The 25,332-nt window shown below is 71.6% G+C and carries 21 protein-coding genes; 15 read left to right on the plus strand and 6 right to left on the minus strand.

The genetic code is table 11. From position 1 onward, the window contains the following. The first annotated feature begins 277 nt into the window (after positions 1-277). Both C3486_RS16275 and C3486_RS16280 read left to right on the plus strand, forming a co-directional pair. The gene (locus tag C3486_RS16275; protein ID WP_103833435.1) at positions 278-661 is read left to right on the plus strand and encodes a VOC family protein; all 384 of its coding nucleotides are present in this window, start codon (positions 278-280) and stop codon (positions 659-661) included. A gap of 215 nt (positions 662-876) precedes the next feature. Beyond that, positions 877-1,866 (plus strand): PRC and DUF2382 domain-containing protein, encoded by a 990-nt coding sequence (locus C3486_RS16280; protein WP_103833436.1) that lies wholly within the window; start codon positions 877-879, stop codon positions 1,864-1,866. Positions 1,867-1,952: 86 nt separating this feature from the next. On the opposite strand, the gene C3486_RS16285 is transcribed toward C3486_RS16280, so the two are convergent. Both C3486_RS16285 and C3486_RS16290 read right to left on the minus strand, forming a co-directional pair. Further along, a complete protein-coding gene (locus C3486_RS16285) occupies positions 1,953-3,626 on the minus strand; it encodes a cytosine permease (protein WP_258052813.1) in 1,674 nt (557 codons plus the stop codon). A 196-nt stretch (positions 3,627-3,822) separates the two neighbouring features. Beyond that, positions 3,823-5,067: a helix-turn-helix domain-containing protein gene (locus C3486_RS16290; RefSeq protein ID WP_103833437.1), complete on the minus strand. Its 1,245-nt coding sequence runs from the start codon at positions 5,065-5,067 to the stop codon at positions 3,823-3,825. 202 nt (positions 5,068-5,269) lie between these two features. On the opposite strand from C3486_RS16290, the gene C3486_RS16295 reads away from it, so the two are divergent. Next, complete coding sequence (locus C3486_RS16295) at positions 5,270-6,196, plus strand: proline dehydrogenase family protein (RefSeq protein ID WP_103833438.1); 927 nt, start codon at positions 5,270-5,272, stop codon at positions 6,194-6,196. Between the two features lie 83 nt (positions 6,197-6,279). Beyond that, on the plus strand, positions 6,280-7,911 hold the full coding sequence (pruA, locus tag C3486_RS16300; protein ID WP_103833439.1) for an L-glutamate gamma-semialdehyde dehydrogenase: 1,632 nt from the start codon (positions 6,280-6,282) through the stop codon (positions 7,909-7,911). A gap of 85 nt (positions 7,912-7,996) precedes the next feature. Here pruA and C3486_RS37295 read toward each other — a convergent pair whose 3' ends face one another. After that, entirely contained in the window at positions 7,997-8,134 is a 138-nt protein-coding gene (locus tag C3486_RS37295; RefSeq protein WP_181138572.1) for a hypothetical protein, read from the minus strand. A gap of 373 nt (positions 8,135-8,507) precedes the next feature. Between C3486_RS37295 and C3486_RS16305 the strand changes: the two genes are divergently transcribed. Together C3486_RS16305 and C3486_RS16310 are read left to right on the plus strand one after the other, a co-directional pair. Further along, complete coding sequence (locus C3486_RS16305; protein WP_103833440.1) at positions 8,508-9,131, plus strand: TetR/AcrR family transcriptional regulator; 624 nt, start codon at positions 8,508-8,510, stop codon at positions 9,129-9,131. Between the two features lie 8 nt (positions 9,132-9,139). Further along, positions 9,140-10,180, plus strand: a complete 1,041-nt coding sequence (locus tag C3486_RS16310) for an NAD(P)-dependent alcohol dehydrogenase (RefSeq protein WP_103833483.1) — start codon at positions 9,140-9,142, stop codon at positions 10,178-10,180. 9 nt (positions 10,181-10,189) lie between these two features. Here C3486_RS16310 and C3486_RS16315 read toward each other — a convergent pair whose 3' ends face one another. Further along, positions 10,190-11,809 (minus strand): metallophosphoesterase family protein, encoded by a 1,620-nt coding sequence (locus C3486_RS16315; RefSeq protein ID WP_181138573.1) that lies wholly within the window; start codon positions 11,807-11,809, stop codon positions 10,190-10,192. Positions 11,810-11,937: 128 nt separating this feature from the next. On the opposite strand from C3486_RS16315, the gene C3486_RS16320 reads away from it, so the two are divergent. After that, entirely contained in the window at positions 11,938-12,978 is a 1,041-nt protein-coding gene (locus C3486_RS16320; protein WP_103833441.1) for a 3-isopropylmalate dehydrogenase, read from the plus strand. 273 nt (positions 12,979-13,251) lie between these two features. Continuing rightward, positions 13,252-14,361 (plus strand): branched-chain amino acid aminotransferase, encoded by a 1,110-nt coding sequence (locus C3486_RS16325; RefSeq protein WP_103833442.1) that lies wholly within the window; start codon positions 13,252-13,254, stop codon positions 14,359-14,361. An 89-nt stretch (positions 14,362-14,450) separates the two neighbouring features. Here C3486_RS16325 and C3486_RS16330 read toward each other — a convergent pair whose 3' ends face one another. Continuing rightward, on the minus strand, positions 14,451-15,881 hold the full coding sequence (locus C3486_RS16330; RefSeq protein ID WP_103833443.1) for a cytosine permease: 1,431 nt from the start codon (positions 15,879-15,881) through the stop codon (positions 14,451-14,453). A gap of 177 nt (positions 15,882-16,058) precedes the next feature. Between C3486_RS16330 and ureA the strand changes: the two genes are divergently transcribed. The 6 genes from ureA to cimA all read left to right on the plus strand — a co-directional run bounded on the left by ureA (position 16,059) and on the right by cimA (position 23,669). Then, entirely contained in the window at positions 16,059-16,760 is a 702-nt protein-coding gene (gene ureA / locus C3486_RS16335) for an urease subunit gamma (RefSeq protein ID WP_103833444.1), read from the plus strand. After that, positions 16,757-18,463: an urease subunit alpha gene (locus tag C3486_RS16340; protein ID WP_181138574.1), complete on the plus strand. Its 1,707-nt coding sequence runs from the start codon at positions 16,757-16,759 to the stop codon at positions 18,461-18,463. Before ureA ends, C3486_RS16340 begins: the two co-directional genes overlap by 4 nt. A 160-nt stretch (positions 18,464-18,623) precedes the next feature. Then, positions 18,624-19,688: an agmatine/peptidylarginine deiminase gene (locus C3486_RS16345; protein WP_103833445.1), complete on the plus strand. Its 1,065-nt coding sequence runs from the start codon at positions 18,624-18,626 to the stop codon at positions 19,686-19,688. Positions 19,689-19,722: 34 nt separating this feature from the next. Beyond that, positions 19,723-20,349 carry a TetR/AcrR family transcriptional regulator gene (locus tag C3486_RS16350; protein WP_103833446.1) on the plus strand — a complete coding sequence of 209 codons (627 nt, stop codon included), beginning with the start codon at positions 19,723-19,725 and terminating at the stop codon, positions 20,347-20,349. A gap of 74 nt (positions 20,350-20,423) precedes the next feature. Next, complete coding sequence (locus C3486_RS16355) at positions 20,424-21,731, plus strand: MFS transporter (protein WP_103833447.1); 1,308 nt, start codon at positions 20,424-20,426, stop codon at positions 21,729-21,731. Positions 21,732-22,052: 321 nt separating this feature from the next. Next, complete coding sequence (cimA, locus tag C3486_RS16360; protein ID WP_103833448.1) at positions 22,053-23,669, plus strand: citramalate synthase; 1,617 nt, start codon at positions 22,053-22,055, stop codon at positions 23,667-23,669. A gap of 256 nt (positions 23,670-23,925) precedes the next feature. Here cimA and C3486_RS16365 read toward each other — a convergent pair whose 3' ends face one another. Beyond that, a complete protein-coding gene (locus C3486_RS16365) occupies positions 23,926-24,543 on the minus strand; it encodes a YceI family protein (protein ID WP_103833449.1) in 618 nt (205 codons plus the stop codon). 266 nt (positions 24,544-24,809) lie between these two features. Here C3486_RS16365 and C3486_RS16370 point away from each other — a divergent pair, with 266 nt between their 5' ends. After that, positions 24,810-25,331 carry a hypothetical protein gene (locus tag C3486_RS16370; RefSeq protein ID WP_103833450.1) on the plus strand — a complete coding sequence of 174 codons (522 nt, stop codon included), beginning with the start codon at positions 24,810-24,812 and terminating at the stop codon, positions 25,329-25,331. The last annotated feature ends 1 nt before the right edge of the window (position 25,332 follow it).

Consider the following 25,332-nt stretch of genomic DNA (forward strand, 5'->3'; position numbering starts at 1 on the left):
CCGGGGGTTGTCCACAGGGGGCGCGGGGGACGGCGGGGGCGGGCTAGGTTCGGGGGAGTGCGGTGGAGGTGGGGGAGGGGCCTTCGCCACTGGTTGGGGAGAGGGAGGGGCCCTGCCAGGGAACGGGGGGCCGAGCCCCCCAATCCCACCCCCAAGCACCCCCCACCCCACCCCCACCCCACCCCTGAGCTCCCCGCCCCCCGACGTAAGACCTACGGACGATATCCCCCCGCCCCCGCCCCTCCTAGGATTCGAGGCATCAAACGGGAGGTGTGCCATGGCAGTTGAGCTGAACCACACGATCATCCACGCCAGCGACCGGAAGCGGTCGGCGGAGTTCCTGGCGGACATTCTCGGGCTCCAGGTGCAGCCGGAGTTCGGTCCGTTTCTCCCCGTGGCGGTGGACAACGGCGTCACCCTCGACTTCGCGCAGGACGACGGCGAGATCACCCCGCAGCACTACGCGTTCCTGGTGGGTGAGGACGAGTTCACCCGCAGCTTCGAGCGGATCAAGGAGAAGGGCCTCACCTACTGGGCCGACCCGCACCGCACGCGCCCCGGTGAGATCAACCGGAATGACGGCGGCCGCGGCGTGTACTTCGCCGACCCGGACGGCCACTACATGGAACTGATCACGCGCCCGTACGGCAGCGGAAGCTGAGCCAGGGGGGTGTTCACCCGAATGGAGTAGTGCACGGGGACGCGGCACCGCGCCGGCCGGTGCCGCGCTCCGCCCTCACGAGCGGCTTCGGCGCCGGTACGGACCGGTAGCCGGCGCCCGTCCTCCGTGCTCCCGACTCGCTGCGCGGCTCCAGGAGGTGCGCAATGGGAGTGGTGCGTGCCTCTCCTGCAGGCGCGCGCGAAAGGAGAGACGCCATGAATGCACCTCTGGGTGACACCCCTCATGACCTGGCCGGGCTGACTGTGATCGACGCCGACGGCACCAAGGTCGGCACTGTCCAGCAGGTCTACCGGGACGACGCCACCAATGAGCCGGAGTGGATCACCGTGCGCACCGGGCTGTTCGGTACGAAGGAGACCTTCGTCCCGCTGGCCGGCTGTACGCGCAAGGACGACGCGCTCCGTGTGCCGCACACCAAGGACCAGATCAAGGACGCTCCGCGCATGGACGCCGACGGTCACCTGGATCCGTCGGAGGAGGAGCGTCTGTACCGGCACTACGGTCTGACCCGATCGGGCCGGGGCGGCATGGGCCGTGACACGGGCACGGGGCAGGCCGGAGGTACGGGCACGGCGGCGGCCGCGGGCGGCATGGGCACCGCTGGTGCCGCCGGGATGGCCGGGCACCACACCCGCCCCGAGGCCGACCGGCCGATGGCCGGCGCGGGCGCCGGGCAGATGGCGATGTCGCGCGGCGGCCCCACGGACGACCGGCACTCGCGCAAGGAGCAGAACCCCGAGATGACGCTCTCGGAGGAGCGGGCCCAGTTCGGTGTCGAGGAGCACGAGAGCGGCCACGCCCATCTGCGCAAGCACGTGGTGACCGAGAACGTGAGCCGGACCGTGCCGGTCAGCCACGAGGAGGTCCGCATCACCCGCGAGCCCATCACCGAGGAGGAGGCCCGGCGCAGCCGCGGCAAGCCGGCGCAGCTGGAGGACGGCGAGTACGACATCACCCTGCACCGTGAGGAGCCCGTGATCCGCAAGGAGACGGTGCCTTACGAGCGGGTGCGCCTGGAGACCGACCGGGTCACCGAGCAGCAGGAGGTGTCGACCGAAGTCCGCCGCGAGCAGCTGGAGTTCGACGACGGCACGGGCCGTACGGGACCGACGGGCCGGACCGGCCGCAAGGGAATGAAGGGGACCAAGGAGACCGGCGAGGAGGACGCGGGGCCCACCTGGTGACCCACGGGCGGTCCTCCGCTCACCGCACCGCATGCGACGCCTGCCCTGCTCGGCACGGGCAGGCGTCGCTTCCCTATGTGCGCGGGTCAGGCCGCTCCGGGCGCGGCGGGCAGGACGTGCGCGCCGGTCCGGTCGGTGCTCAGGCACAGTGAGCAGATCACCGCGTCGTGCGCCCGGCAGGCGGCCACGTCGGGGCGTTCGAACTCCTGCCGGCAGACGTGGCAGGCGTAGGTGACGGCGCTGGGGTTGCCGTCCGCGTCCAGCAGCGGTTCGGCGATGCCGTCGTCGGTCCGCCGCAGGTAGTAGCGGCCCCTGGTGACCACGGCCATCAGGGGGGTGAGGACGAAGGCGAGGACCGCGGCGGCGACCGGGGAGTACGGCTGGAGGGTGTCGCCGAGGGCGTGGAAGTACATCGCGATCGACAGGCCGGAGGCGGCGGTGAAGGCCACGACGCCGACGGGGTTGACCGCGTACAGCATGCCGCGGCGGAATTCGGGCGCGTGCGGGGAGAGCTTCAGCAGGTACTTGTTGACCATGATGTCGGTGGCGACGGTGACGATCCAGGCGATGGCGCAGTTCGAGTAGAAGCCGAGGACGGCGTTGAGGAAGCTGAACATGTCGGCTTCCATCAGGACCAGCGCGATGCCGAGGTTGGCCAGGACGAAGACCATCCGGCCGGGGTACCGGCGGGTGACCCGGGTGACGGAGTTCGTCCAGGCCAGCGAGCCGGAGTAGGCGTTGGTGACGTTGATCTTGATCTGGCTGATGACGACCAGTACGACGGCCAGCGGCACCACCAGCCACGGCGGCAGCATCGCCTCGAAGGCGCCCTTGAACTGCTGGATCGGCTCGGCGGCGGACGCCGGGGCGACCTCGGCGAGCGCGTAGACGGCGAGGAAGATCCCGACGGCCTGCTTCAGCGCGCCGAGCACCACCCAGCCGGGCCCCGCCATGACGACCGCTGTCCACCAGGTGCGCCGGTTGGCCCGCGTCTTCGGCGGCATGAAGCGCAGGTAGTCGATCTGCTCGCCGATCTGCGCGATCAGCGACAGGCAGACGCCCGCGCCCAGCAGTACGGAGGCGGTGTCCATGCCGCCGTCGCCGGACGTGCCCGGGTAGGCCAGGAAGTCCTTCACGGTGCCGGGGTCGGTGGCGACGAGGTAGACCAGCGGGCCGATCATCAGCAGCAGCCAGACGGGCGTCGTCCACACCTGGAGCTTGCTGAGCGCCTTCATGCCGTACACGACCAGCGGGATCACCAGGAGGGTGGAGACCAGGTAGCCCAGCCAGAGCGGCAGGCCGAGGCCGAGCTTCAGCCCCTGCGCCATGATCGAGCCCTCGGTGGCGAAGAAGATGAAGGTGAAGCTGGCGAAGATGACGCTGGTCAGGACCGAGCCGTAGTAGCCGAAGCCGGAGCCGCGGGTGATCAGGTCCAGGTCGATGTTGTAGCGGGCGCCGTAGTACGCGAGCGGGAAGCCGGTCACGAAGATGACCGCGGCGGCGACCAGGATCGCGGCCAGCGCGTTCCCGGTGCCGTGGGCGAGGCCGATGCCCGCGCCGATGGAGAAGTCGGCGAGGTAGGCGATGCCGCCCAGCGCGGTGGTCGCCACGACCATCGGCGTCCAGCGGCGGTAACTGCGCGGTGCGAAGCGGAGGGTGTAGTCCTCCAGCGTCTCCTTCGCCGCGTGGTCGGTGGCCGGCCGGCCGGTGTGCGGCGCGGCCGGCGCGGTGTCGGCCCCGGGGTACAGCCCTGTGTCCATGGCGGGGACCCTAGAAACCGTGTGTTACCTGCACCCACTCGCGCGATGACACGGGTGTTTCCCGGTGTTACGGAACGGGGGCGCGGCGGAGCGGGCCGTGTGCCCCGGTCCGGCGCCGACGCACGGGGGAGCGGGCCCGTGTGCCCCATCGCCGACGTGCAGGGGCACGGGCCCCGTGCCCCACGCGGCAAGTGCGCTACAGCCGGGCCGACTTGAGTGCCATGTGCAGCAGCAGCCGGTCGGCGCCCTCGTCCAGGTCCAGGCCGGTGAGCTTCTCGACCCGGCCCAGGCGGTAGTAGAGCGTCTGCCGGTGGATGCCGAGCGACTGGGCCGTACGGCTGGCCTGGCCCGCGCAGTCCAGGAACGCCTCGGCGGTGCGGGCGAGTTCGGCGTGCGCGGGGGAGAGCAGCGGACGAATCGTTTCGTCGGAGGAGCCGGCCGGCAGGCCGGTCAGCAGCCGGTACGCGCCGATGGCGTCCCACTGCGCGACCGGGCCCAGCCGCGGCTCGGCGTGCGCGGCGCGCGCAGCGGCCAGCGCCTCGCGCCAGGCGCCGGGCAGGTCGGCCAGCTCCTCGCGGGCGGCCCCGATCCCGGCGGCGCCCCGGCCGCCGGCCCGCGGGGACCGCAGCAGGTGCTCGGCCGCCGAGTGCGCGGGCGCGAGCCCGCCGGCCGTCCGCAGGCGCACGAGGGCCGCGAGGGTGTGCCCGGTGGCGCCCGGCCGGCTGCCCGCGCCGGGCGGGCCGCCGGGGCGCTCCCCGGTGCCCGCGGCGCCGGCCGGGAGCGCCGGCATCGCGCTCGCGGCGAGCAGCCCGGGCAGGCCGGGCAGCGGTGCCGCGTCGGTGTCGGAGGTGTCCCAGGGCGTCAGGGCCACCACGGCGAGCGACGCCTCGGCCGCGCCGGGCCGCAGCGCGCCGCGCAGCGCCGCCGCGGCCGCCGACCGTTCCGCAGTCCCGCTGAGCAGCAACTCCCGCAGCAGGTCGCCCAGTTCGGCGCCGGCCCGGGCCTCGGCGGCGAGCAGTGCGCCGATCCGTGCCGCGGTCTCCATTGCCTGCTCGATACGCGGGTCCGGTGGCGTGCCGCGGCCGCCCAGCTCCAGGTTGCTGAGGTGCCCGTCGTCCAGCAGCCAGACGTACCCGTGCACGATGCCGCGGTGGCGTACGGGCAGGCAGATGCGGCCCTTGAAGACCCCGGCCGCCGGGTCCGGCGGGATGCGCAGCGCGGACGTGGCGCGGGCGATGCCGAACCCCTCGAACCAGGCGCGGACGGCGGCCGTGGACCGGCGCTGCAGGATCGACCGGGTCCGCACGGGGTCCATCATCGAGTCGTCGTCGCCCTCGTGCGCGCCGAACGCGATCAGCCGGAAGTCGCGGTCCTCCAGCGTCGCGGGCGCGCCGAGTGCCGCCGAGATCTCGTCCACCAGCTGCTCGTAGTCCCCTGGCATGCCCCGCCTGGCTCCTCTCCGGTCACCTCTGCGTCAGCTGTCACTGCACATTCTCATACATCTGTCTGAGATCCCGGACACGAAGGCGTGACAGCTGTCGATGGCTACCGACGTACCGTGAAACTTACGTTTCTGGTGGCTCGTCCTGCCGGCGCGCCTCGCACGCTCGGCATACGTCATCCGTGAACCGTGGAGGTGCCCCGTGCTGGGTCCCGTGATCCTCGCCGCTGCACGCAGCGACAAGATGCGCCGTCTCGTCTCGGCCGCGCCGGTCACCCGCCCCGTCGTCGACCGCTTCATCGCGGGCGAGACGCTGGGCGACACCGTGCCCGCCGTCCGCTCCCTGACCGAGTCCGGTCTGGAGGTCACCCTGGACGTGCTGGGCGAGGACATCACCGACCCCGCCCAGGCGCTCCGCAACCGCGACGCCTACCTGGAGCTGGTCGAGGGCCTGAAGCCGCTGGGCCTGGGTCCGCGCGCCGAGATGTCGGTGAAGCTCTCCGCCTTCGGGCAGGCCCTGCCCGGCGGCCACGACCTGGCGCTGAAGAACGTCACCCCGGTCGTCGAGGCCGCCGCCGCGATCGGCACGACCGTTACCCTGGACATGGAGGACCACACCACCGTGGACTCCACCCTCGCCGTCCTCGGCGAGCTGCGCGAGCGCTTCCCGCAGACCGGCGCCGTGCTGCAGTCCTACCTCTTCCGCACCGAGGACGACTGCCGCGCGCTGTCCGGGGAAGGCTCGCGGGTGCGCCTGGTGAAGGGCGCGTACAAGGAGCCCGCCACCGTCGCGTACCAGGACAAGGCCGAGGTCGACAAGGCCTACGTCCGCTGCCTGAAGATCCTGATGGAGGGCGAGGGCTACCCCATGGTCGGGTCGCACGATCCGCGCATGGTCGCCATCGCCCAGGACCTCGCCTTCCGCGCCGGGAGGAAGAACGAGGACTACGAGTTCCAGATGCTCTACGGCATCCGCGAGGGCGAGTACCGGCGGCTCGCCGCCGAGGGCCACCGCATGCGCGTCTACGTCGCCTACGGCACCGACTGGTACGGCTACTTCATGCGCCGGCTCGCCGAGCGTCCCGCGAACCTCGCGTTCTTCCTCCGCTCGCTGCTCACCCGCGGCTGAGCCCCCCCGGGCCGGCCCCGTACCGGACCGGCCCGGACCCACGAACTCCGCACCCGCACCCGACAGAAGGAGACACGGCCGCCATGGACGCTGTGACCCACGTCCCCGCCCCGTACAACGAGCCGGTGCACGGCTACGCCCCCGGCTCCCCGGAGCGCGCCCGCCTGGAGGCGAAGCTCAAGGAGCTCGCCGAGAACCCCATCGACCTCCCCATGACCATCAACGGGGAGAAGCGGATGGGCGGCGGTGAGCGCTTCGACGTCGTCCAGCCGCACAACCACAAGGCCGTGCTGGGTACGTACGCGAACGCCACCAAGGCCGACGCGCAGGAGGCCATCGACGCGGCGCTGGCCGCGGCCCCGGCCTGGCGTGCGATGTCCTTCGACGACCGTGCGGCGATCCTGCTGAAGGCCGCCGACCTGCTGTCCGGCCCGTGGCGCGAGACGATCGCCGCCTCGACGATGCTGGGCCAGTCCAAGACCGCGCAGCAGGCCGAGATCGACGCGCCCTGTGAGCTGGTGGACTTCTGGCGCTTCAACGTGCACTTCGCGCGTGAGCTGCTGCAGGAGCAGCCGCTGGTGCAGCCCAACGGCGTGTGGAACCGGTTGGACCACCGCCCGCTGGAGGGCTTCGTCTACGCGATCACGCCGTTCAACTTCACCGCGATCGCCGGCAACCTGCCCACAGCGCCGGCCCTGATGGGCAACGTGGTGGTATGGAAGCCGTCGCCGACCCAGACCCACTCCGCCGTGCTGCTGATGCAGCTGCTGGAGGAGGCCGGGCTGCCCAAGGGCGTGATCAACCTGGTCACCGGTGACGGCAAGGAGGTCTCCGAGGTCGCGCTGCCGCACCCGGAGCTGGCCGGCGTGCACTTCACCGGCTCGACCAAGACCTTCCAGTACCTGTGGAAGGAGGTCGGCCAGAACATCGAGAAGTACCGCTCCTACCCGCGTCTGGTCGGCGAGACCGGCGGCAAGGACTTCATCGTCGCGCACCCCACCGCCGACCCGGCGATCCTGAAGACCGCGATCACCCGTGGCGCGTTCGAGTACCAGGGCCAGAAGTGCTCGGCCGCCTCGCGTGCCTACATCGCCCGCTCCACCTGGGAGAACGGCTTCAAGGACGACCTGGTCGCCGAGGTCGAGTCGCTGACCATGGGTGACGTCACCGACCTGTCCAACTTCATCGGCGCCGTCATCGACGACCGGTCCTTCGCCAAGAGCAAGGCCGCCATCGACCGCGCCAAGGAGGACCCGGCCTGCGAGATCGTCGCGGGCGGCACGTACGACGACTCGGTGGGCTACTTCGTCCGCCCGACCGTCATCGTCTGCTCCGACCCGGAGAACGAGGTCTTCAAGACCGAGTACTTCGGCCCGATCATCGCCGTCCACGTCTACGAGGACGCCGACTTCGACGCCACGGTCGAGCAGATGGAGTCGGCCTCGGCGTACGCGCTGACCGGCGCCGTGATCGCCAAGGACCGCGAGGTCGTCGCGCAGGTGTCGGAGAAGCTGCGCTTCGCGGCCGGCAACTTCTACGTCAACGACCGCCCGACCGGCTCCATCGTCGGCCAGCAGCCCTTCGGCGGCGGCCGTGCCTCGGGCACCAACGACAAGGCGGGTTCGAAGTTCAACCTGCTGCGCTGGATGTCGCCGCGCTCCATCAAGGAGACGATGGTCGCCCCGACCGACTACCGCTACCCGCACATGGGCTGACACCCCGGGCAGCCGCGGCCCACGGGCCGCACGGACTCCGCCCCCGTCCCGCAGCACAGGCTGCGGGACGGGGGCGGTCTCATGCTCAGTGCCCGGTGGCGCCGCCGTTGTCGCGGCGGTCAAGGGCGCGCTGGAGCGCGGCGGCGGCGTTCCTGCGGTCGTTCTCGCCGGACGTGCGCACGCGGTGACGGATCCTGCGGGCGGGGGCAGCGGTGTCGGCCATGTCCACGTCTCTCCTTAGATCGTCAGATCGATCCCCGAGATGCCAAGAAGGCGGAATGCGACGCCGGAGCGGGCGGGGCCAGGTCGCGCCAGGGGTCGCCTGTGCGTGCGCGCCGGCCAGGAGCCGCCATCGCTGGATGCAGCGAGACGTTCGGCTCCTACAAAGCTAGGACAGTAGGACCGTGATGTCTGCACAATTACTTGGGCTTCCTACTATCTGAGACGGCTCACTGCTCCGTGCGCCGCCCGCAAGCCTGTGACCAGCGGATTCACCGTTCCGTGCGGAGTGCCGTGTCGCATGGTTCACACCCATTTCGGCGCGTCCCGGTGGGACATCTGTCCCATGGGGACACGTGTGGGCGTACAGTGCAGATATGAGTGACGAAGCGCCCGAAACGGACCGGAGGGTGCAAGCCGCACGCCGGACCCGGGACCGGCTCGCCGCCGCCGCGCTCTCCCTCGCACTCGACCGCGGCCTCGCCGCCGTCACCGTCGAGGAGATCGCCGCGCGCGCCGACGTCACCCGCCGCACGTTCAGCCGCCACTTCACCGGCAAGGAGAGCGCCGTCGTGGACTGCCTCCGCGCCGACGGCGACCGGATCAACCGCGCCCTGCGCGCCCGCCCGGCCGCCGAACCGCCGCTGACCGCCTACCACCGGGCCGTACGGGACTGGCTCGTCGACCCGGTCACCCCCGCCTGGCACCGCCGCCCCCGCGTGTTCGACCTGCTGCGCCTCGCCGAACAGGAGCCGGCGCTCTTCGCCGCGCTCCAGCACACCCGCGTGGACGCCCAGGAGGACTCCGTCCGCATCGTCGCCGACCGGCTCGGCACCGACCCGGACACCGATCTGCGCCCCGCCGTGCTGGTGGGCGCGGGCGCCGGAGCACTGATCGCCGCGCAGACCGCCTGGGTGCGCGGCGGGGACACGGGGGCGCTGCCCCGCCTGGTCGACCAGGCGTTCGCTGCGCTCCTCGCCGAACGAGGAGGTTCGTCATGAAGGCCACGATGAAGGCCGTCCAGTACCGCGCCGTGGGCACCGCGCCCGAAGTGGTCGAGGTGCCCGTCCCCCAACCGGGGCCGGGCCAGGTCCTGCTGAAGGTGACCGCCGCCGGGGTGTGCCACTCCGACTTCTCGGTCATGCAGTGGACGGCCGACCAGCTGCCCTTCCCGCTGCCCCTCACCCTCGGCCACGAGGGCGCCGGCACGGTCGCGGCCCTCGGCGAGGGCGTCACCGCCGTCACCGAGGGCGACCAGGTCGCCGTCTACGGCCCGTGGGGCTGCGGTGCCTGCGCCAAGTGCGCCGAGGGCAAGGAGAACTACTGCCTGCGCGCCCCCGAACTGGGCATCCGCCCGCCCGGCCTGGGCGCCCCCGGCGCGCTCGCCGAGTACCTGCTCGTCGACGACGCCCGCCACCTGCTGCCGCTCGGCGGCCTGGACCCCGTGCAGGCCGTGCCGCTCACCGATGCCGGGCTGACCCCGTACCACGCCGTCAAGCGCTCGCTGCCCAAGCTGGTGCCCGGCTCCACCGCCGTCGTCATCGGCACCGGCGGCCTCGGCCACGTCGCCATCCAGCTGCTGCGCGCGCTGAGCCCGGCCCGGGTGATCGCGCTCGACGTCAGCGAGGCCAAGCTGGCCCTGGCCCGCGAGGTCGGCGCGCACGAGACGGTGCTCTCCGACGCCGGCGCCGCGGCGACGGTACGCGAGCTGACCGGCGGCCTCGGCGCCCAGCTCGTCCTGGACTTCGTCGGCGCGCCGCCCACCGTCACCACCGCGGGCGCGGTCGCGGCGGTCGAGGCCGACGTGACGATCGTCGGCCTCGGCGGCGGCGCGCTGCCGGTCGGCTTCGGCACCTCCGCGTACGAGGTGTCGGTGGCGGCGCCGTACTGGGGCAGCCGCGCCGAACTGGCCGAGGTCCTGGCACTGGCCCGGGCCGGCGCCGTCGACGTGCACGTCGAGACGTACGGCATCGACGACGCGCCGCTGGCCTACGAGCGGCTGCACCGGGGCGAGATCAACGGCCGGGCCGTGATCCTGCCGAACGGCTGAGCGCCGCGGTCAGCCCTTCGCCGGGGCGGCGGCGGACCGCGTCACCTCGAAGTGGTCGATCCGCTCGCCCGTCTCGGCCAGCGCGGTGACCTTCATCCGCGGCCGGTGGCCGGTCTCGACCTCCACCGCGAGGAACGAGAAGCCGGTGTAGCGCACCCGCGACCACGCGACCTTGTCGGTGTTCTTCCCGCCGCCCTTGACCCAGTGGTACGTCTCGACCTCGTCCAGGTCCTTCACGTGCCCCTCGTAGCTGTCCGGCACGGGGAACTTGTACAGCGCCTTGCCCGCGCCGCCCGCCGTGACGTACACGATGCCCTCGCGCGCCGAGTCGACGCTGCCGCCGACCGGCACCTTGCGGGAGACGTCGGTGCCCTTGAGCGCGTCGGTGCGCTCGTAGATGTGGTTGTGGCCGTTGATGACCAGGTCCACGCCGTGCTTCTCGAAGAGCGGCAGCCAGGCGTCCCGGACGCCGCCGTCCGAGGCGTGCGAGACGGTGGTGGAGAACGCGCAGTGGTGGAAGAAGACCACGAGGAAGTCGATGTCGCTCCGGCCGCGCAGCTCGCCGAGGCGGCGGTCCAGCCAGCGGGTCTGCTTGCCGTTGGTGTAGCCGGTGTTCGCGGTGATCTCGTAGCTGACGTCGTTGGCGTCCAGCGCGACCACGCCGACGTTGCCGTAGGTGAAGGAGTACACGCCCGGCGCGTGCTTGGGGTCCGGGCCGTTCTCCGGCAGCGACCAGCGGGCCAGCTGGCCGCCGTAGCCGTCGGGGGAGTACCAGGCCTCCATGTCGTGGTTGCCGGTCGTCACCATCCACGGCACGGACTTGGCGACCGTCTCGGTCTGCGCCAGGAACTGGTCCCACACCCGCGCGTCGTAGGTGTCCTCCGTCGAGCCCTGGCCGTCCGGGTCGGCGTAGCAGATGTCGCCCGCGTGCAGGTGGAAGGAGGGGTTCTGGCCGAGGATCAGCTGGTCGTTGGCGAGCGCGTCGTAGCTGACGCCCTGGTCGCCGAAGGCGGTGAAGACGAACTTCTCCGGCCGGGCCGGCGCGGTGCGGAAGGTGCCGACGGTGGAGAAGTGGCGCGCGTCGGCCGGGTCGAAGCCGTCGTGGCCGACGCCGTAGTAGTACGTCGTGCCGGGCTTGAGGCCGTCCAGCGCGGCGTGCAGGTAGTACTGGTCGACGGCCGGCAGCTTCTTCGTGAGCGCGGGGGTGTGCAGGTCGCGCACCTCGGCCTCGATCTTCCGGCTCAGGTCCCACGGCTTCAGGCCCACCCGGACGTACGGCCGCTTCACCGCGAACGGCACCTGCCAGGAGACCCGCATCTGCGTCTTGGGGTCGGCACCGAACTGCAGGTGCCGGCCGAACGGCGCCACCAGCGAGCCGTCCACCGTCGCGGTGGCCGGCGCGGAGAGCAGGGTCGTGGAGCGCGGCGACGCGCACGCGGTGGTGGAGCCGAGCAGGCCGCTGCCCGCGACGATGCCCGCACCGGCCGCCGAGGTGCGCAGCAGTCCGCGCCGGGACAGCTTGGTGCGCAGGTACTCGTGCTGCTCGGCCATGGACATACGGGCGGCGAGCCGCTCGGGGATGCCGAAGCGGGGAAGGTCGGGCGAGGCGGGGGTCTCAGGTGAAGCCATGGTGGGAACGTGTCATCGCCGGGCGGCCGAAGGGCGACAGCCGGGTGAATACCGGCTGTACGGCTCCCCACCTGTCCGTATGCCGGACACTGGGTGTCATCCCTCGGGACGAAGAGTAGGGTCCAGGCATGTCTCGCAGCATTCGCCTCGCAGTGATCCCCGGTGACGGTATCGGCCAGGAAGTCGTGGCCCAGGGCCTCAAGGTCCTCTCCGCCGTCCTCCCGCAGGACGTGAAGCTGGAAACCCAGGAGTACGACCTGGGCGCCAAGCGATGGCACGCGACCGGCGAGACCCTGCCGGACGCGGAGATGGAGTCGCTCAAGCAGCACGACGCCATCCTGCTCGGCGCGATCGGCGACCCGTCCGTGCCCTCCGGCGTCCTGGAGCGCGGCCTGCTGCTGAAGCTCCGCTTCGCGTTCGACCACTTCGTGAACCTGCGCCCGTCGAAGCTGTTCCCGAACACCAGCACCCCGCTGGCCGGCCGCCCCGACATCGACTTCATCGTCGTCCGCGAGGGCACCGAGGGCCCCTACACGGGCAACGGCGGCAGCCTGCGCACCGGCACCCCGCACGAGGTCGCCACCGAGGTCAGCCTGAACACGGCGTACGGCGTCGAGCGGGTCGTCCGGGACGCCTACGAGCGCGCCCAGGCCCGCCCGCGCAAGAAGCTGACGCTGGTCCACAAGAACAACGTCCTGGTCCACGCCGGCCACATGTGGAAGAACATCTTCGACAAGGTCGGCGAGGAGTACCCCGAGGTCACCACCGACTACCTGCACGTCGACGCCGCGACGATCTTCTTCGTCACGCAGCCGGAGCGCTTCGACGTCATCGTCACCGACAACCTCTTCGGTGACATCCTCACCGACCTCGCCGCCGCCGTGACCGGCGGCATCGGCCTGGCCGCCTCCGGCAACATCAACCCCACGGGTGACTTCCCGTCCATGTTCGAGCCGGTCCACGGCTCGGCCCCGGACATCGCGGGCACCGGGAAGGCCGACCCGACCGCGACGATCCTCTCCGTCGCGCTCCTCCTGCGGCACCTCGGTTACGACGCCGAGGCCGTCCGCATCGAGGAGGCCGTCGCCGCCGACCTCGAAGGCCGCGACGGCACCGCCCGCACCACCGACGAGATCGGCGACGCGCTCGCCGGACGAGTAGCGGGCTGACGCCGCTGCACCGACACGACAGCTGAAGCTGTTCCTGCCCGTAGCCCAGCGGCGAGCCTCTCAGGCACCCGGCCGCTGGGCTACTCGGCGGTTGGGTGCGACCATCGACCACAGGTCGCGCTCGAGCGATACGTCACCTCCTTCCTCTCCGCGGTCCCAGACGCGCGATAATCGGACACGGGACCGCGCACGGGAGGGAGCTCGGACGTCCACGTACCGACAGGACGTCGTGAGCGCGGCCGCCACAACCACACCGGTGAAGGACACGCACTCATGACGACGCCCACGATCGAGCTCAAGCCCTCCGCGAACCCGCTGTCCGCAGCGGAGCGGGAGAAGATCCTGGCCAGCCCCGGTTTCGGCCGGCACTTCACCGACCACATGGTGACGATCCGGTGGACCGAGGGCCGCGGCTGGCACGACGCGCAGCTCGTCCCCTACGCGCCGCTCTCGATCGACCCGGCGAACATGACCCTGCACTACGCCCAGACGATCTTCGAGGGGCTGAAGGCGTACCGCCGGCCCGACGGCTCCGTGGCCACCTTCCGCCCCGACGCCAACGCCCAGCGCTTCCAGCGCTCCGCGCACCGCCTCGGCATGCCCGAGCTGCCCGTCGAGACGTTCATCGCCGCCTGCGACGCGCTGGTCGAGCAGGACAAGGACTGGGTCCCGGCGCACGGCGGCGAGGAGTCGCTCTACCTGCGCCCCTTCATGTTCGCCGCCGAGGTCGGCCTCGGCGTGAAGCCCGCCAACGAGTACCTGTTCGTCGTGATCGCCTCGCCCGCCGGCGCCTACTTCCCCGGCGGCGTCAAGCCCGTCTCCATCTGGCTGTCCGAGGACCGGGTGCGCGCCGTCCCCGGCGGCATGGGCGACGCCAAGACCGGCGGAAACTACGCCGCGTCCCTGCTCGCCCAGGCCGAGGCCGCCGAGAAGGGCTGCGACCAGGTGGCCTACCTCGACGCCGTCGAGCACAAGTGGGTCGAGGAGCTGGGCGGCATGAACCTGTACTTCGTGTACGGGAACGGCGGCACGGACGGCCGGCCGAAGATCGTCACCCCGACGCTCACCGGCTCGCTCCTCGCGGGCGTCACCCGCGACTCGCTCCTCACCGTCGCCCGTGACCTGGGCTACGAGTCGGAGGAGGCCCGCGTCTCCATCGACCAGTGGCAGGCCGACACCGAGAACGGCACCCTCACCGAGGTCTTCGCCTGCGGCACCGCCGCGGTCATCACGCCCGTCGGCACGGTGAAGCGCACCGGCGCCGAGTGGCAGCAGAGCGGCGGCGAGCCCGGCGAGGTCACCATGAAGCTCCGCGAGGCGCTGCTGGACATCCAGCGCGGCACCGCGGCGGACACCCACGGCTGGATGCACCCCCTGGGCTGAGGCGCCACCCCCGGCCCCGCATACGGCAACGGGCCGCCCGGACGCGTCCACCGCGCGTCCGGGCGGCCCGTCGCCGTACCGACCGCCGCCTAGGGCACCTCGGCAGGCGCCTCCTCCACCGGCGCGACGGCCGCAGCGACCGGCGCCCCGCTGCGCGTGAGCACCGCGTACAGCGCGGCCGTGACCAGCGCCGACAGCAGGAACGAGACGTCGATGCCGCCGGTGTACGGGACGAGCGGCCCGGTGTAGAGCGGGGTGTCGACGGCGGCCAGGCCGACCACCGAGCCGGTCGCCCACGCCGCCGTCGCGGGCACGTTCCAGCCCGCGGTGTACCAGTACCGGCCGCCCCGCGCGCGGCGGTTGTAGACCTGCAGCGCCTCGGAGTCGTACACCCCGCGGCAGCGCGCGAAGCCCATGACGGTGATCACCGCCCAGGGCGTGCCGACCGCGGTGAGCAGCAGGACGAAGGAGGTCATCGCGTCCTGCGCGTCCCACGCGAAGTGGCCGAGGTAGACGAAGAACGTGGCGACGGCGGCGACCACGTACGTGGCCTGGGTACGGGTGGCGCGCGGCAGGATCGCGTCCAGGTCCAGGCCCATCGAGTACAGCATCAGCCCCGCGTTGCCGACCGAGCCGGCCGAGGCGGCGAGGAAGAGCGGGGCCAGGAACCAGAAGGGCGCGCCCGCGACGAGCGGCCCGGCGTAGTCGCCGCCCGCGCCGACCGCGAGCGCGGTGAAGGTGCCGAAGAGCTGGGGGACCAGCAGGCCGGCGACCAGCCCGAGGCAGGTGGCGAGGAAGACCTTCCGGGAGCCGTGCCGGCGCGGGGAGATGTACCGGGTGTAGTCGCCGAGCAGGGTGATGAAGGCGATCGGGCCGCTCAGCCCGGCCGAGACCACCGCGAGCAGCCAGGTGGGCCAGAAGCCGCCGAGCAGGTACGTGCTGCCGTGCACGGCGGCGGTGCTGAAGTGCGGCGCGTAGGCGAACAGGCCGACGAGCAGGATCGCGGTCATGCCGAGCGCGAGGACGCGGGAGAGGCGGAGCAGCAGCTTGTAGCCGTAGACCGCGCCGGCCGCCGTGCAGACGGCGAGCAGGGCGTAGACGGCCGCATAGCTCGCGCCGCCGTCGGGGAGGCCGACGAGCCGGGCGAGGGTGCCGACGACGGCGTCCCCGCCGACCCAGAGGGTGAGCGCGGTGTAGCCGAGCGAGAGCAGCAGGCCGATCACCGAGCCGACCAGCCGGCCGCGTACGCCGAAGTGCGCTCCGCTGCTGGTGGAGAGGTTGGTGCCGGTACGCAGCGAGACCAGCGCGAGCGGCGCGGTGAGCAGCGTGCCGACCAGGGTGCCGGCGGTCAGGGAGGTCACCGACGCCCAGAAGCCGAGCCCGAAGGAGACCGGCAGCCAGCCGAAGATGACCACGCCCAGGGCGAGGTTGGAGCCGAGCAGGATGGACACGAGGTCGCGCGGGCTGCTGGTGCGTTCCTCGTCGGGGATCGTGTCGACTCCGCGTTGTTCGATCGGCATGAGAGGACTCCTCTGAGAGGCCGGACAACTGTCGGGGGGTGCCGCTCCCGGGGCGGAGCGTTCCGGTTTTTTGAGCGGCGCTCAATGTGACCCATGCCCCTGTGCCCGGTCAACCCTTTCCCATCCCTCGATACTGTGGTTAGAGTGACGCTCTAATCGATCAGGAGGTGTGGTGGCATGCGGCTGACCCCGACCGAGCGCGACCGGCTGCTGCTCTTCGGCGCCGCCGAACTGGCGAGAGCACGCAGGGCACGCGGCCTGAAGCTGAACGTCCCCGAGGCGACCGCGCTGATCGCGGACACGGTCTGCGAGACGGCCAGGGACGGCGGCCGGCTGGCCGACGCGATCGAGGCGGCCCGCGCCGTCCTCGGCCCGGACGACGTGCTGCCCGGCGTCGCCGACGTGGTGACCGAGGTCCACGTGGAGGCGGTCTTCGACGACGGCTCCCGGCTCGCGGTCGTCAGCGACCCCATCGCCGGGGGCTCGCTGGGCGACGCGGCACCGGGCGCCGTCCTGCCCGGCCCGGCCGACGCCGCCCCCGAACCCGCGCTGACCCTCCGCGTACGCAACACCGCGACCGTCCCCGTCAGCGTCACCTCCCACTTCCACTTCTTCGAGGCCAACCCCCGGCTCGACTTCGACCGCGCCGCCGCCTACGGCATGCGGCTCAACGTCCCCGCCGGCTCCTCCCAGCGCTTCGGCCCGGGCGCCGAGGAGGAGGTCGGCCTCGTACCGATCGGCGGCGACCGCATCGCCATCGGCTTCGCCGGACTGGTGGACGGCCCGCTGGACGCACCGGGCGCGAAGGAAGAAGCGCTGCGGCGGGCCGCCGCCTGCGGCTACCTCGGGGCGAGCACCGAAGAGGAGGAGCGGGCATGACCACCATCGACCCCCGCGAGTACGTATCCGTGCACGGCCCCCGGGCCGGCGACCGCGTCGTCCTGGGCGACACCGGACTCGTCGTACGCGTCGAGTCCGACGCCCAGCGGCCCGGCGACGAATTCCTCGCCGGCTTCGGCAAGACCGCGCGCGACGGACTCCACCTCAAGGCCGCCGCCGTCCGCGACACCTGCGACGTCGTCATCAGCAACGTGCTGGTCATCGACGCCGTGCAGGGCATCCGCAAGGTCTCCATCGGCATCCGCGAAGGCCGCATCAGCGGCATCGGACGCGCCGGCAACCCCGACACCATGGACGGCGTCGACGTCGTCGTCGGCACCGGCACCTCGATCGTCTCCGGCGAGGGCCTCATCGCCACAGCGGGCGCCGTGGACACCCACGTCCACCTGCTCTCGCCCCGCATCATGGAAGCCTCGCTCGCCTCCGGCGTCACCACCATCATCGGCCAGGAGTTCGGCCCCGTCTGGGGCGTCGGCGTCAACTCGCCCTGGGCCCTGCGGCACGCCTTCAACTCCTTCGACGCCTGGCCCGTCAACATCGGCTTCCTCGCCCGCGGCTCCTCCTCCGACCCGGCCCCGCTCGTCGAGGCCCTCACCGAGGGCGGCGCCTCCGGCTTCAAGGTCCACGAGGACATGGGCGCCCACACCCGCGCCCTGGACACCGCCCTGCGCGTCGCCGAGGAACACGACGTCCAGGTCGCCCTGCACAGCGACGGCCTCAACGAGTGCCTCTCCGTCGAGGACACCCTCTCCGTCCTCGACGGCCGCACCATCCACGCCTTCCACATCGAGGGCTGCGGCGGCGGCCACGTACCCAACGTCCTGAAGATGGCGGGCGTGGAGAACGTCATCGGCTCCTCCACCAACCCCACCCTGCCCTTCGGCCGGGACGCCGTCGCCGAGCACTACGGCATGATCGTCTCCGTCCACGACCTCAAGACCGACCTGCCCGGCGACGCCGCCATGGCCCGCGACCGCATACGCGCCGGCACCATGGGCGCCGAGGACGTCCTGCACGACCTGGGCGCCATCGGCATCACCTCCTCCGACGCACAGGGCATGGGCCGCGCCGGCGAGACCGTACGCCGCACCTTCGCCATGGCCGGCAAGATGAAGGCCGAACTCGGCCCCCTGGAGGGCGACGGCGCACACGACGACAACGCCCGCGTCCTCCGCTACATGGCCAAGCTCACCATCAACCCCGCCATCGCCCACGGCCTCTCCCACGAGATCGGCTCCCTCGAAGTCGGCAAGATGGCCGACATCGCGCTCTGGCAGCCCCGCTACTTCGGCGCCAAGCCGCAGATGGTCCTCAAGTCTGGCTTCCCCGCCTGGGGCGTCACCGGCGACCCCAACGCCGCCACCGACACCTGCGAACCCCTCGTCCTCGGCCCGCTGTTCGGCGGCCACGGCGCCACCGCGGCCGACCTGTCCGTCGCCTTCGTCAGCGGCGCCGCCGCCGCGGCCGGCAACCCCGGCAAGGCGTTCGACTCACTGCCCACCCGGCGCCGCCGCGTCGCCGTCCGCGGCACCCGCGGCATCGGCCCCCGCGACCTGCTGCGCAACGACCGTGTCGGCCACGTCCAGGTCAACGGCGACACCGGCCTCGTCACCCTCGACGGCACCCCCATGCGCTCCGACCCCGCCGACTACGTCTCCCTCTCCCGGCTCTACTTCCTCTGAGCGCCTTCTCTGAGCCGCCCCCCGCCCCGCCGCCTCCCACCGGCCGCGGCGGCGGCCCGCCGGCGGGCGTACCCCCGTACCCCGCCGGCCCCCGCCACTCCGCCCGGGGCCTCGTCCCTGCCCCGGGCGGCCCCCCTTCCCACCTGCAAGGACGCAGCCCATGACGACGCAGCCCCTGCCCTCCACCGGTGCCACCCCCGCCGCCGACGGCTTCGCCATGCCCCCCGAGTGGGCACCGCACGAGCGCACCTGGATGGCCTGGCCCGGCGCCAACTTCACCTTCGGCGAGGAAGGCGGCACCACCCTCTCCGAAGCCCGCGTCGCCTGGGCCCGCGTGGCCCGCGCCGTACGCCGCTTCGAACCCGTCACCGTCGTCGCGGGACCCGGCCAGACCGCGAACGCCCGCGGCCTCCTCGGCCCGGACATCGACATCGTCGAACGCGACCTCGACGACGCCTGGATGCGCGACATCGGCCCCACCTTCCTCACCGGCAACGGCCAACTCGCCGCCACCGACTGGGTGTTCAACGGCTGGGGTGCCCAGGACTGGGCCACCTGGGAACACGACGCCAAGATCGGCGCGGAGGTCGCCGACCTCGCCGGCGCCCGCCGCTACACCACACCCCTCGTCAACGAAGGCGGCGGCCTCCACACCGACGGCGAAGGCACCGTCCTCCTCACCGAGACCGTCCAGCTCGACCCCGACCGCAACCCCGGCCGCACCCGCGAAGAGGTCGAAGCCGAGATCCACGCCCACCTCGGCACCACCAAGGCCATCTGGCTGCCCCGCGGACTCACCGCCGACTACGGCCAGTTCGGCACCCGCGGCCACGTCGACATCGTCGCCGCCTTCGCCCGCCCCGGCACCGTCGTCGTCCACACCCAGCCCGACCCGGCCCACCCCGACCACGCCGTCTGCACCGAGATCGTCAAGCTCCTGCAGACCGCCACCGACGCCAAGGGCCGGACACTGGAGGTCGTCGAGGTCCCCGCGCCCACCGTCATCGAGGAGGACGGCGAGTACGTCGACTACTCCTACATCAACCACTACCTCTGCAACGGCGGCGTCGTCCTCTGCGCCTTCGACGACCCCCGCGACGAGCACGCCGCCGGCATCTTCCGCCGCCTCTTCCCCGACCGTACGGTCACCCTCGTCGACGCCCGTACGATCTTCGCTGCGGGTGGCGGCATCCACTGCATCACCCAGCAGCAGCCCAAGATCTGACCGGACCACCGGTCAGCCGGTCCAGGAGGTCACCGTGCCCGGTCCCGCACGCCGCCCCCGGCGGCGGCTCAGCCAGCCCCGCGAACAGGTGCTCGCCGCGGCCATGACCACCATCGCCGAAGAGGGCCTGGACCGGCTCACCATGGCCGGACTCGGCCGCGAGGTCGGCATGAGCAGCGGCCACATCCTCTACTACTTCGGCACCAAGGACGAACTGCTCCTCCAGACCCTCCAGTGGAGCGAGGAACAGCTCGGCGCGCAACGCCGCGCCGAGCTGGCCCGCCGCGTCCCCACCCGCGACCGCATCGACGCCCTCGTCGACCTCTACCTCCCCCAAGGCCACCGCGACCCCCGCTGGACCCTCTGGCTGGAGGTCTGGAACCGCTCCCAGAACGCCGACGACCCCACCCGCGAACGCCAGCTCGACCTCGAACTCGCCTGGCACCGCGACCTCGTCGCCCTCCTCGTCGAAGGCGCCTCCAAAGGCGAACTCCGCGCCGTCGACGCCGAACGCTTCGCCACCCGCACCCGCGCCCTCCTCGACGGCTTCGGCACCCACCTCGTCGTCGGCCTGCCCGGCCTGAGCCGGCCGGACGTACTGGGACACGTACGCGACTTCCTGGACGAGTCCCTCACCCCGGCCGGCGACCCGGGCACGTAAAGCACGGAACGTCGCTAGATCGTTGTCTTGTGCACCCTTGCCGAAAAGTCCCAGGTCCGGCACCGTTCTCGGCTATGGGACGAGAGCAATGGAAGAAGATCTGGGTCGGCTCCGCCGGCAACATGGTCGAGTGGTTCGACTGGTTCGTCTACGCCAGCTTCGCGGTGTACTTCGCGGACTCCTTCTTCCCCAAGGGCAATGAGACCGCCAACCTCATGAACACCATGGGGGTCTTCGCCGTCGGCTTCTTCATGCGGCCCGTCGGCGGCTGGCTCCTCGGCCGCGTCGGCGACCGCAAGGGACGCAAGGCGGCCCTCACGCTCACCGTCACCCTCATGTCCGCCTCGGCCATCCTCATCGCCATCGCCCCGACCTACGCGGTCGCCGGCTACGGCGGCGTCGCCGTCCTCCTCGTCGCCCGCATGCTCCAGGGCCTCTCCGTCGGCGGCGAGTACGCCGCCAGCGCCACCTACCTCACCGAAGCCTCCGCACCCGGCCGCCGCGGCTTCGCCTCCAGCTTCCAGTACGTCTCGATGACCGCGGGCCAGCTCCTCGGCCTCGGCCTGCAGATCATCCTCCAACGCACCATGTCCGAGGACGCCCTGCACAGCTGGGCCTGGCGCATCCCCTTCATCATCGGCGCACTCGGCGCCGGCATCGTCTTCTACCTCCGCCGCAACATGCTGGAGACCGAGGTCTACGCCGAGGACGACACCGCCAACGCCGACCCCGACCGCGGCACCCTCAAGGCACTCTGGGCACACAAGCGCGAGGCATTCCTCGTCATCGCCCTCACCATGGGCGGCACCGTGGCGTACTACACGTACACCACCTACCTCACCAAGTACCTCTCCGGCAGCGTGGGCCTCCCCAAGCCGACCGCCTCCCTGGTCAGCTTCTGCGCCCTCTTCATCTTCATGTGCATTCAGCCGCTGGCGGGCAAGCTCTCCGACCGCATCGGCCGCCGCCCGCTGCTCATCACCTTCGCGATCGGCTCCACCTTCCTCACCGTGCCGATCATGACGCTGCTGCGGCACGCCGGCTCCTTCTGGCCCGCCCTCGGCCTCTCCCTGCTCGCCCTCGTCGTCGTCACCGGCTACACCTCCATCAACGCCTGCGTGAAGGCCGAACTCTTCCCCACCGGCATCCGCGCCCTCGGCGTCGCCCTGCCCTACGCCATCGCCAACGCCCTCTTCGGCGGCACCGCCGAGTACGTCGCGCTGTGGTTCAAGAACGGCGGCATCGAGTCCGGCTACTACTGGTACGTCGCCGGCTGCGCCGCCGTCTCCCTCGTCGTCTACCTGACGATGCGCGAGACCCGCACCATCGACCTGCACCGCGTCGCCGCGGACCGGACAGCGTCCAGCCCGTCCCGCGTGTGAGGACACACCCCGCGGGGCGGGCCGTTCGCATCCTGAGACGGCCCTCCCCGCGGGAACGAATCGTGCAAGACTGCCCCCATGCTCGCGTTCGCCATGATTATTGGCAGCAGGCGCGCCGGTCCGCAGTGACCGCCCCGTACGACACCGAGTACGGCGCGGCACCGTCGTCCCAGACCCGCGCGCAGACCTCTCGCACCCGCGAGAGGTTTTTTCGTTTCCGGCCCACCCACGACCGGGGACGGAGCGCGAGGGATCATAGGGGGACGGCGGCACCGGTCTTCCGGTAGACCGACCGAAGATCCCGACAGGAGCCAGACCAGCATGACGGACACCGCAGACGCTTCACTGTCCGACGATTTCCACGTGTTCGACACGACGCTGCGCGACGGAGCGCAGCGCGAGGGCATCAACCTGACCGTCGCGGACAAGCTGACCATCGCGCGCCACCTGGACGACTTCGGCGTGGGCTTCATCGAGGGCGGCTGGCCCGGCGCCAACCCCCGGGACACCGAGTTCTTCCAGCGCGTACGGGAAGAGGTCCCCTTCCGGCACGCGCAGCTCGTGGCTTTCGGCGCCACCCGCAAGGCCGGCGTACGCGTCGAGGACGACCAGCAGGTCAAGGCCCTGCTGGACTCCGGAGCCCCGGTCATCACCCTGGTCGCCAAGTCCCACGTCCGCCACGTGGAACTGGCCCTCCGCACCACGCTGGAGGAGAACCTGGCGATGATCCGGGACACCGTCACGTACCTGCGCGAGCAGGGCCGCCGGGTCTTCCTGGACTGCGAACACTTCTTCGACGGCTACGCGCTGGACGCCGACTACGCCAAGCAGGTCGTCCGCACCGCCAGCGAGGCCGGCGCCGATGTCGTGGTGCTCTGCGACACCAACGGCGGCATGCTCCCCGCCCAGGTCACCGCGGTCGTCCGCACCGTACTCGCGGACACCGGCGCGCGGCTGGGCATCCACGCCCAGGACGACACCGGCTGCGCCGTCGCCAACACGCTGGCCGCGGTCGACGCGGGCGCCACGCACGTGCAGTGCACCGCCAACGGCTACGGCGAGCGGGTCGGCAACTCCAACCTCTTCCCGGTCGTCGCCGCGCTGGAGCTGAAGTACGGCCGCAAGGTCCTCCCCGAGGGCAAGCTCGCCGAGACCACCCGGATCTCGCACGCCATCGCCGAGGTCGTGAACCTCACGCCCTCCACCCACCAGCCGTACGTCGGCGTCTCCGCCTTCGCGCACAAGGCGGGCCTGCACGCCTCCGCGATCAAGGTCGACCCGGACCTGTACCAGCACATCGACCCGGAGCTGGTCGGCAACACCATGCGGATGCTGGTCTCCGACATGGCGGGCCGCGCCTCCATCGAGCTCAAGGGCAAGGAGCTGGGGATAGACCTCAGCGACGACCGCGAGCTGGTCGGCCGGGTCGTGGAGCGGGTCAAGGAGCGGGAGCTCGCGGGCTACACGTACGAGGCCGCGGACGCCTCGTTCGAGCTGCTGCTGCGCGAGGAGGTGCAGGGCAAGCCGCTGCGCTACTTCACCGTCGAGTCCTGGCGCGCGATCGTCGAGGACCGCCCCGACGGCACGCACGCCAACGAGGCCACGGTGAAGCTGTGGGCCAAGGGCGAGCGGATCGTGGCCACGGCGGAGGGCAACGGCCCGGTCAACGCGCTGGACCGGGCGCTGCGGGTGGCGCTGGAGCAGATCTACCCGCAGCTGGCGCAGATGGAGCTGGTGGACTACAAGGTCCGCATCCTGGAGGGCGCGCTCGGCACCGGCTCGATCACCCGCGTCCTGGTCTCCACGGGCGACGGCCGCGGCGAGTGGTCCACGGTCGGCGTGGCGGAGAACGTCATCGCCGCGTCCTGGCAGGCCCTGGACGACGCGTACGCCTACGGCCTGATGCGCGCGGGCGTGGAACCGGAGCGGCAGGACTGACCCTGCCGCACACGCCCGTGGCCCCGGCCGGTTCGCAGGAACCGGCCGGGGCCACGGTGTGTCCGGGGGTTGTCCACAGGCACCCCCGCCGATCACGGCCCGGCGCTACCTTCGCGGTATGCGCGGTGGAGGCGGGGGAGGGGCCTGCGCCGGGGGGCTCACCTCATGCGGTCGGGGCCGGGGCATTTCGGTCCGGTCCGATTCGGTCTGTGGGGAGAGGGAGGGGCCCTGCCAGGGAAACGTGAGCCCGACCCGCTCAGCCCTGCTTGACCGCCGAGATGTCGAACGTCAGCTTCACCTTGTCGCTGACCATCACGCCGCCCGTCTCCAGGGCCGCGTTCCAGGTCAGGCCCCACTCGGAGCGGAGGATCTCGGCGCTGCCCTCGAAGCCGACGCGCTCGGCGCCGTAGACGTCCGTGGCCGCGCCGTTGAACTCCAGGTCGATGCTGAGTGGCTTGGTGACGTCCTTGATCGTCAGGTCGCCGGTGATCCGGTACGTCTCGCTGCCGGTCTGCTCGACGGCGGTGGAGCGGAAGGTCATCAGCGGGTACTTCTCGGCGTCGAAGAAGTCGGCGCTCTTCAGGTGGCCGTCGCGGTCGGCGATGCCCGTGTCGATGCTGTCGATCCGTACGTCGATGGTCGCGGTCGAGGCGGCCGGGTTGCTGCCGTCCAGGTGCAGGACGCCCTCGTGCTCGGCGAAGGAACCGCGGACGTTGGTGACCATGGCGTGCCGCACGGTGAAGCCGATGCTGCTGTGCGCGGGGTCGATCGTGTAGTCGCCGGTCAGGGCGGCCAGTGCCGGGTCCGCCGCGAGGGTCGCGGTGGCGGCGGGGGCAGCGGTCTCGGCGTTGCGCTTGCGGTTGAACAGAGCCATGGCTCCTCCTCGGGGGACGGGTCGGGGAGACCTCGGAGTGGTCGCCGAACGTCTTGTTTAACGTTCAACGAGATTCAGCGTAACCGGTACTGGTTCAAGTTTCAACCTTTCCGTCGCTGGGAGCCCCGGGAAAGCCGTACGGCCCGCGTCCGGGCCGGTCACGAGGGCTGGCGACGCGCGTAGAGGTCGGGCATCATCTGCGGTGCTCCACCTGCACCGCCGAAACGCCCGTCACCACGGTTCCCCGGTACACCGCAGGAGGTCCCATGCGAGTCCGCAGCAGAGTCCGCGCCGTCCTCAGCACCCTGACGCTCGTCCTCGGCGCCCTCTTCGCCCCCGGCTTCGGCGTCCTCACCGGCGCCGGCGAGGCACACGCCGTCACCAAGCTCACCCACGCCCAGGCCACCGCGATGTTCCGCGACGCCGGCATCACCTGGTCCTCGTCGGGCGGCTGCTCCGACCGCAACAACCCCACCTGCACCTCCTTCGACCAGCTCAACCAGCCCACCGCGCAGGGCGCCGTCACCCTCAAGAAGGCCAGCGGCTGCGCCCTGAACATCACCGGTGGCACCGAGACCGGCCACGCCAGTGGCACCTACAGCCACTGGAACGGCTACAAGCTCGACTTCGGCCTGAACACCTGCGTCAGCAACTACGTCACCGGCACCTTCACCTACATCGGCGTACGGAGCGACGGCGCGCCGATGTACCGGTCCGGCTCCGGCAACGTCTACGCCAAGGAGGGCTCCCACTGGGACGTCCTCTACTACAACTGCGGCGGCTGCTGAC

It is taken from the genome of Streptomyces sp. Ru73, assembly GCF_002920575.1.
Classification (GTDB): Bacteria; Actinomycetota; Actinomycetes; order Streptomycetales; family Streptomycetaceae; genus Streptomyces.

Excerpts from the sequence above, each read along its gene's own strand:
- C3486_RS16275 (WP_103833435.1), top strand. The coding sequence starts at position 278 with ATGGCAGTTGAGCTGAACCACACGATCATCCACGCCAGCGACCGGAAG.
- C3486_RS16280 (WP_103833436.1), top strand. The coding sequence starts at position 877 with ATGAATGCACCTCTGGGTGACACCCCTCATGACCTGGCCGGGCTGACT.
- C3486_RS16285 (WP_258052813.1), bottom strand. The coding sequence starts at position 3,626 with ATGGACACAGGGCTGTACCCCGGGGCCGACACCGCGCCGGCCGCGCCG.
- C3486_RS16290 (WP_103833437.1), bottom strand. The coding sequence starts at position 5,067 with ATGCCAGGGGACTACGAGCAGCTGGTGGACGAGATCTCGGCGGCACTC.
- pruA (WP_103833439.1), top strand. The coding sequence starts at position 6,280 with ATGGACGCTGTGACCCACGTCCCCGCCCCGTACAACGAGCCGGTGCAC.
- C3486_RS37295 (WP_181138572.1), bottom strand. The coding sequence starts at position 8,134 with ATGGCCGACACCGCTGCCCCCGCCCGCAGGATCCGTCACCGCGTGCGC.
- C3486_RS16305 (WP_103833440.1), top strand. The coding sequence starts at position 8,508 with ATGAGTGACGAAGCGCCCGAAACGGACCGGAGGGTGCAAGCCGCACGC.
- C3486_RS16310 (WP_103833483.1), top strand. The coding sequence starts at position 9,140 with ATGAAGGCCGTCCAGTACCGCGCCGTGGGCACCGCGCCCGAAGTGGTC.
- C3486_RS16315 (WP_181138573.1), bottom strand. The coding sequence starts at position 11,809 with ATGGCTTCACCTGAGACCCCCGCCTCGCCCGACCTTCCCCGCTTCGGC.
- C3486_RS16320 (WP_103833441.1), top strand. The coding sequence starts at position 11,938 with ATGTCTCGCAGCATTCGCCTCGCAGTGATCCCCGGTGACGGTATCGGC.
- C3486_RS16325 (WP_103833442.1), top strand. The coding sequence starts at position 13,252 with ATGACGACGCCCACGATCGAGCTCAAGCCCTCCGCGAACCCGCTGTCC.
- C3486_RS16330 (WP_103833443.1), bottom strand. The coding sequence starts at position 15,881 with ATGCCGATCGAACAACGCGGAGTCGACACGATCCCCGACGAGGAACGC.
- ureA (WP_103833444.1), top strand. The coding sequence starts at position 16,059 with ATGCGGCTGACCCCGACCGAGCGCGACCGGCTGCTGCTCTTCGGCGCC.
- C3486_RS16340 (WP_181138574.1), top strand. The coding sequence starts at position 16,757 with ATGACCACCATCGACCCCCGCGAGTACGTATCCGTGCACGGCCCCCGG.
- C3486_RS16345 (WP_103833445.1), top strand. The coding sequence starts at position 18,624 with ATGACGACGCAGCCCCTGCCCTCCACCGGTGCCACCCCCGCCGCCGAC.
- C3486_RS16355 (WP_103833447.1), top strand. The coding sequence starts at position 20,424 with ATGGGACGAGAGCAATGGAAGAAGATCTGGGTCGGCTCCGCCGGCAAC.
- cimA (WP_103833448.1), top strand. The coding sequence starts at position 22,053 with ATGACGGACACCGCAGACGCTTCACTGTCCGACGATTTCCACGTGTTC.
- C3486_RS16365 (WP_103833449.1), bottom strand. The coding sequence starts at position 24,543 with ATGGCTCTGTTCAACCGCAAGCGCAACGCCGAGACCGCTGCCCCCGCC.
- C3486_RS16370 (WP_103833450.1), top strand. The coding sequence starts at position 24,810 with ATGCGAGTCCGCAGCAGAGTCCGCGCCGTCCTCAGCACCCTGACGCTC.